Genomic DNA, 6,420 nt, shown 5'->3' with positions numbered 1-6,420 from the left:
CGCTCATTTTTCAAAAAGATGATTAATGAGCGACGGTGAAGTGCGCCCTTTTTTAGGAAAAACATATCAAAAACTATTTTAAATTTCTCTTGACATATCACCAGAATGCTTCCACCGATAGATTAGTTTATTTCATCGATTTCAACCACGATACAAAGCGAGAAATTGATTTTTTTATATGGACAACCATGTCTATTTCTATTTTTTGCTTGCTTTTCCCAAAAAATAAGAATCCACATCCCGGCAAATTCAAATTAATGCGTGTTTGCAGACTCACCAAAAGACTGAAATTTAATACTTTAAATTCCCTTTTTTAACATTTTCTTGAATGATGCAGTCTGTTATTTCAAACAACTTTTCAGATCCCAGTTTTGTTTTACTCTGTCTTTTATAAATTTGCTCTACGGTAACATCGTGTTCCCGCCAATCCCCACCATTATTGCTATTATTCAAGATAAGTGGTTAAATGTTATCCATAGCATGAGCAAACTTAGACTCTGCGGTTTCATATTCTTCAAACTCATCAAATATAGCAATCAACTCTTGCGCTTGTTCTTCGGGCAATATGGCAAATATTCTCTGTTTTGCAGCATCTTCTCTTGCTTTTTGTGATTGCAATGCCTCTGCATCATATGCGTATGTGTCACCTGCATCAATTTCAACTATATCATGGATTAAGCACATCAACATGACCTTGGCAATATCAATATCCTCGTTAGAATATTCTCGAAGAAGATATGCCATAATTGCCATGTGCCAAGAATGTTCGGCATCATTTTTATTTCTGCCGTTCCCTGATAAATGTGTTTGTCTGAATATATTTTTTACTTTGTCAATTTCCAAAGAAAATGCCAACTGTTTTTCTATACGCTTGTCCATAGAATTCTCCTACAACTTCAAATCTTTTCCTTCTTATACTCCGCTCTCTCTGTTTCCCTATCATTTTCTTACGACTGTAATTCAGCCATAAAATTGACTGCAGCCTCCAGGTCTTTTTCATTCGGATGACCTTTCGCAATACCGCCAACCAACTTAAAAGGTCCGAAGGTGTCATATCCCTTACATCCAAATTTTCCAATTACTTTGGCATGTTTTTCCTTCAAAATGTTTTCAATAGACTTATAATTTGTACTTCCACCGTAAGTACTGATTAAAAATACCTCGATGCACAGATGCATAAATAATTACTGTCTTCATTTTTACCTCCCACTCCTTATTTATAGAATTCTTTTCTTCTTAAATTTGTATATGGTCTTTTCTCTCGGACTCGTTTAGATTCAGACAAATCAATATCTACATACAAAATTTGTTCCTTATCATCAGCCTTGGCAATTACGTTTCCATTTGCATCGACTACAATAGATTCTCCTGAGAAATCCATCTCTTCTTCACAGCTAACTCTGTTGCTCATTGCAATAGCAACACTATTCTGAAATGCCTGAACTCTTAATTCCCACTCGAACATATCCGAAGGTTCTGCCTTGGTATTAACTGTAGGAATCAGAATCAGATCTGCATCCATAAGTGCCTCAGTTCTAATGCTCTCAGGATAATGCCTGTCAAAACAAACTACTATCCCAATTCTTCCAAATGACGTATTCCATTGTTGTTTACTTATTCTTTACAACCCGTTTCTGTAAATCTCATTGATCACATCCTGGGTATGTTCCATTTCTTTTTTCTGTATGATTGCATCTCTGTCACTTAAGATTGCAAGCATTTCATCTACCAGATCCTCGATTCGTGGATTACTTACCCGATACAAATAGCCAAGCATCCGGGTGGCAGTATAATCTGTATTCATATTTTTATAGGCTATTTCCGCACAGAACTCTTTTGGATATCCTCTGTCCAGCAAAACCTTGTATAATTCGTCCGTTCGTTCCGATGCCATAAGCAGTCACTCCTGTTATTTAAAAAATTTCTTAAATCAAAATCCCTTCCAGATGATCCAGCTCATGCTGGCAGATCTGTGCCGGCCAGCCGCTCAGTTTCTGCCGCTGCTTTTTCCAGTTCATATCATAATATTCCACTTCGATATTTTCATATCTTGTGGTTTTTCTCACGCCGGTAAGGGAGAGGCAGCCTTCTTCCGTTTCATACGGAGTATCCTTACTCAGCAGTACCGGATTAAACATTACGATATCTACGAATCCCATATTCACAATAATGACTCGCTTTTTCACTCCAAGCATATTCGCAGCCATACCCACACAACCGGCGCGATTTGCCTGTAAGGTATCCTGCAAATCTTTTCCCACCTGCAGATCTGCCTTTGTCGCCGGTTCTGATTTTTGTCCCAGAAAGAACACGTCTTTCATTATCGGTTTTACCATCTATCATTCCTCCACGCCATATCATTTCTTCTTTTTCTTTGCATCGCTGAATTCATCCATCATATAGGAAACACTGGTTACTTCCCAGAATGCATCCTGCTTTTGCTTTCTTTTTTGTCTTATATTTTCTTTCTGTGTTTCATTTCTGCTTTCAATCTGTTGGTTCAGACAGTCGATCTGATCCATTGCTTCATCATATAATTTCAACTGATCCGCATCTGCAAAAGGAAGCAGTGTCTTCAAGTGCTGGTATCTTCCTTCAATTAGTTTTTTCCGTTTTTCACGAACCTCATAATCAGAAGAACGCATGACAATCTGAACACTTTCTCTAATAATCCGGCAATCATTTCTGATACTCTGATCGGTTGCCTGCTCCAAAACCGCTTTGTCTATTGGCATTCCCTTTTTATATCCCTGTATCATGACTTTTGCCCATGCGTCTATGTCAGATCTTCCTTTTTTCCAAAATAATTCCATCTGTTCACCCTCCAGAATCATATTCTGATTATATCAACAAAATCATATTTCTTCCATAGTGAGGTTTTTTCATTTCCATGTTGTATAAGGGGCTCTCTTTTCCCATATAAGTGAGAGGTTCTTTTTCTAAGAGCAAGATCCACCCGTGTTTAACAGTAGTGCCATTTTGGCAACTGTTACACTTACGGGTTTTCATCTTGATGGGGATTCCGGTCTTCGTTCCACTACGGTCCGCGCTAAACGCAGGTCCACTGGACCTGCAGCGCCCCCATGCCCTCGTTTTTGACATCACAGATGTCTTTTGGCTTCCACTGAAAAAGTGGTCGCAGCAACAATGGTACAAATGGAAGGGACAGCCATTTATACCTATGTTGGCATCACAATGTGATGAATGATTCCGTTGGAAGGGAGGAATATGGAGAGAACAAATAAAAGAAAAGAAGTTACACATCCACATTTTGTAGCTGTACGACTTACTGATGCAGAGATGGCTCTTTTAGATCAGGGGGCATCTATTCTTGGAATTTCCAGATCAGAGTATCTAAGAAAATTACTTCTTGAAAAGGAAATTACAAACACCATCGAGGTGATAGCTGACATGGATGAACTTCGGAAGCTGGTCAGTGAATACGGAAAAATCGGATCGAATCTCAATCAGATTGCAAGGTATTTTAACACCGGCGGAGAATGGTCTAAGGAAATAAAGGATGAAATCCGGCAATGTATTTCCGAGCTGTTCTCTTTGAGAAAAGAAGTATTACGAATGGCAGGTGAATTACATGGCCATAATCAAACACATTAAAAGCAGAAATGCGAACTATTCTGATGCTCTGGAATATTTGCTTTTTCAACACAATGAAAAAACAGGAAAACCGATTTTCGATGATTCCGGCAGAAAGATTCTGCGGGAAGAATTTTATATGGATGGACTGAATTGCGATCCGATGTCTTTTGACAAAGAGTGCGAGAGGACTAATCAGTTTTTTCACAAAAATCAGAAAAGAGGAGATATCAAAAGTCACCATTACATCATCAGTTTTGACCCGGCAGACGCAACAGAATGTGGACTTACCGGAGAAAAGGCCCAGGCTCTTTGTCTGGAATTTGCCCGCAAAAACTTTCCCGGCTATCAGGCATTGGTAGTCACTCATACAGATGGACACAATGGCTCCGGTAATATTCATACCCATATCGTCATCAACAGTGTCCGCAAATATGCGGTTGATCGACAGGACTACATGGATAAGCCCCATGAGCAGGAAGCCGGTTATAAGCACCGGTCCACAAACAAATTACTGGATCATCTGAAACAGGAAGTCATGGATATGTGCAACCGGGAAGGGCTACATCAGGTTGATCTTCTTTCTCCGGCTCCTGCAAAAATGACCAGAGGAGAATACTGGGCGAAAACCCATGGGCAGGATGAACTTGATAAGGTGAACGCGAAAATCCGTGCTGCCGGACTTAAACCGGCTTCCACCGTATTTCAGACACAGAAACAATTTCTGCGGGAAGCGATTAATGAATGTTCCCAACTATCCGGAAGTTTTGATGAATTACAGTCGCTGCTTTTGGACAGGTTCAATATTTCTGTCATCGAGAAAAGAGGAAGTTATCGTTATCTTCATCCGGACAGAGACAGACGGATCTCCGCAGAATCTCTGGGTGCCAATTATGGAAAAGATTTTCTGGAACAGGTATTTCAGAATCATGAGAACAACAAAGCTCTTTCTCACAAAAGCACACTCAAATCGAAGAGTGCTTCAAGAGTCGATTATCATACAGATCCATTTGTCATCTTTTACATAAAATCAGAGCTTCGTCTCGTGACGGATCTCCAGACAAATGTAAAGGCGATGCAGAATCAGGCTTATGCTCGGAAGGTGAAGATCAGCAATCTTCAGCATATGGCAAATACGCTTATTTATATCCAGGATCATGGTTATGACACCAGAGAGGATCTGCAAAATCAGACCTCAGACATTCAGGCGAAAATGGAAGAGGCGCAGGATCGGCTTTCTGATCTCACTTCCAAAATGAAAACTCTGAACTCACAGATCCACTTTACCGGTCAGTATTTTGCTTCAAAATCAGTGTATGCAGAATTTCTGAAATCACGAAATAAAAAGAAAGTCCGGCAGGAGCATTCTTCAGAAATCAGATCTTATGAGGAAGCCCGCGACTGGTTAAAAGCATTCTATCCTGACGGAAAGATGTTGTCGATGAAGACACTGAAATCTCAAAAATCAGAATTACAGGAATCTATTGATGCTCAGAAATCAGTTGTAAAACAGTTCAGAGATTATCACAAAGAACTGGAAATCGCCGGTGCAAATGTAGATGCCATTCTCGGAATGGAAGAACCATTGGTTCACAATTCTTATGAACAACCGGCACAAACAGAAAAATCAAAAACTAATACACAACACAAAAAGAAGGAGGACAAGACATTATGACACAAACAGAATTTCATTTGACTTTTGAACAGCAGGTGAAACGTTGTGAAGAAACCCTGTTGAACAAAGCAAAAGAATATACCGGAAACAGCCCGGACAGACTCAGCGCATTTAAAACCGCTGCAGCTCTGCAAGAATGTACACCCGAAAGAGCTCTTGCCGGAATGATGGCGAAACATATCATCTCAATTTATGATATGTGCTTTTCAGAACAGGAATCTTATGATCAGAGCATTTGGAATGAGAAGATTACAGATACCTTGAATTATCTGTTCCTGCTCAATGCATTGGTCAGAGAGGAGGGTGCCCATGAATAGAATCGAAACAAAAATCCTGAACTGCTTTGCAGTAAAAGAGGCAGAAAAGAATATGGTCTTTGCCGCAAGGCTGACCCAGAGAGGGCATATCATCCATTCCATGAATGACCTGATGGATCTGTATAACCAATCCTTTACGAATGAAACATTAACCAATCTGGGAGAACTTCCTCACCCTGCCATTCAGAAATTTACAGTAATTACCCTGGCTGTCGTAGGTGCCAGCAGAAGATTCCTTTCCCAGATCACCCGACACCAGAACGAAGTAAAGTTCATGAGTGCATCATTACAGTACAGCAACTATTCCGGAGAAGCTGATTTTGCAATTCCATATGAAATTATTTCCGCACCTTCGGAAATTCAGGCGCTTTATCTGGCAAGCTGTCAGGAAGACATGAACTGTTATGACCGCCTGTGCAAAGCCGGGATCAGCCATGATGCTGCCGGTTATGCAACACCGCAAGGATTAAGAAATGTATTGATCATCAGCGCAACTCCATATCAGTGGAAGCATATGATCGGTCAGCGTTGCTGCCGCAGAAATACTGATGAAATGAGAATTGTGATGCTCATGATCTGGCAGAATCTGTATGAACTGGGTCCAGCTCTTTTTACACCGGAACAGACAGGTCCATTCTGTCAGAGAGCAAAATGCTTGGAAGGAAAAATGAGCTGTGAGCATCCCATTGACTACAGCCTGCTGCCCGATGATATACTTCATCTGGATTATCCTTTACTTTGCAGAGGTGATGCAGTATGAAAATAAAACTCATTGATTTCGGGCTGACTCCTGGACACAATCCTCTCCGCGTCCATGAAAACGATGCCGGAGCC

Annotated in this window: 9 protein-coding genes and 1 pseudogene; 4 read left to right on the top strand and 6 right to left on the bottom strand. The window is 40.5% G+C overall.

All coding sequences use genetic code 11. The features are described from left to right. Positions 1 to 291: 291 nt before the first annotated feature. The 6 genes and pseudogenes from ACTNES_RS18640 to ACTNES_RS18615 all read right to left on the bottom strand — a co-directional run bounded on the left by ACTNES_RS18640 (position 292) and on the right by ACTNES_RS18615 (position 2,813). A pseudogene (locus ACTNES_RS18640) lies at positions 292 to 879 on the bottom strand (HD domain-containing protein). Positions 880 to 947: 68 nt separating this feature from the next. Continuing rightward, positions 948 to 1,103: a hypothetical protein gene (locus tag ACTNES_RS18635; RefSeq protein WP_441040354.1), complete on the bottom strand. Its 156-nt coding sequence runs from the start codon at positions 1,101 to 1,103 to the stop codon at positions 948 to 950. Between the two features lie 110 nt (positions 1,104 to 1,213). After that, the gene (locus ACTNES_RS18630) at positions 1,214 to 1,618 is read right to left on the bottom strand and encodes a carbon-nitrogen hydrolase family protein (RefSeq protein WP_441040355.1); all 405 of its coding nucleotides are present in this window, start codon (positions 1,616 to 1,618) and stop codon (positions 1,214 to 1,216) included. Positions 1,619 to 1,621: 3 nt separating this feature from the next. After that, complete coding sequence (locus ACTNES_RS18625; protein WP_441040353.1) at positions 1,622 to 1,894, bottom strand: hypothetical protein; 273 nt, start codon at positions 1,892 to 1,894, stop codon at positions 1,622 to 1,624. A gap of 31 nt (positions 1,895 to 1,925) precedes the next feature. Continuing rightward, positions 1,926 to 2,336 carry a peptide deformylase gene (locus tag ACTNES_RS18620; protein ID WP_441040352.1) on the bottom strand — a complete coding sequence of 137 codons (411 nt, stop codon included), beginning with the start codon at positions 2,334 to 2,336 and terminating at the stop codon, positions 1,926 to 1,928. Positions 2,337 to 2,357: 21 nt separating this feature from the next. Continuing rightward, complete coding sequence (locus ACTNES_RS18615; protein WP_441040351.1) at positions 2,358 to 2,813, bottom strand: hypothetical protein; 456 nt, start codon at positions 2,811 to 2,813, stop codon at positions 2,358 to 2,360. A gap of 415 nt (positions 2,814 to 3,228) precedes the next feature. On the opposite strand from ACTNES_RS18615, the gene ACTNES_RS18610 reads away from it, so the two are divergent. From ACTNES_RS18610 to ACTNES_RS18595, 4 genes are read left to right on the top strand one after another with little or no spacing between them, the layout of a single operon-like run. Continuing rightward, the gene (locus tag ACTNES_RS18610; protein WP_441040350.1) at positions 3,229 to 3,615 is read left to right on the top strand and encodes a plasmid mobilization protein; all 387 of its coding nucleotides are present in this window, start codon (positions 3,229 to 3,231) and stop codon (positions 3,613 to 3,615) included. Continuing rightward, positions 3,593 to 5,269 carry a relaxase/mobilization nuclease domain-containing protein gene (locus tag ACTNES_RS18605; protein WP_441040349.1) on the top strand — a complete coding sequence of 559 codons (1,677 nt, stop codon included), beginning with the start codon at positions 3,593 to 3,595 and terminating at the stop codon, positions 5,267 to 5,269. Before ACTNES_RS18610 ends, ACTNES_RS18605 begins: the two co-directional genes overlap by 23 nt. Continuing rightward, a complete protein-coding gene (locus ACTNES_RS18600) occupies positions 5,266 to 5,586 on the top strand; it encodes a hypothetical protein (RefSeq protein WP_349086164.1) in 321 nt (106 codons plus the stop codon). Before ACTNES_RS18605 ends, ACTNES_RS18600 begins: the two co-directional genes overlap by 4 nt. After that, positions 5,579 to 6,346, top strand: a complete 768-nt coding sequence (locus ACTNES_RS18595) for an FAD-dependent thymidylate synthase (RefSeq protein ID WP_441040348.1) — start codon at positions 5,579 to 5,581, stop codon at positions 6,344 to 6,346. The genes ACTNES_RS18600 and ACTNES_RS18595 overlap by 8 nt, the downstream gene beginning before the upstream one ends. Positions 6,347 to 6,420: the final 74 nt, after the last annotated feature.

Origin of the sequence: Blautia sp. HCP3S3_D9, from assembly GCF_052063845.1 — a bacterium.
Taxonomy (GTDB): Bacteria; Bacillota; Clostridia; order Lachnospirales; family Lachnospiraceae; genus Blautia_A.
Note: the sequence above shows the minus strand (reverse complement) of the source record. Positions and strands in the feature narration are given on the sequence as shown.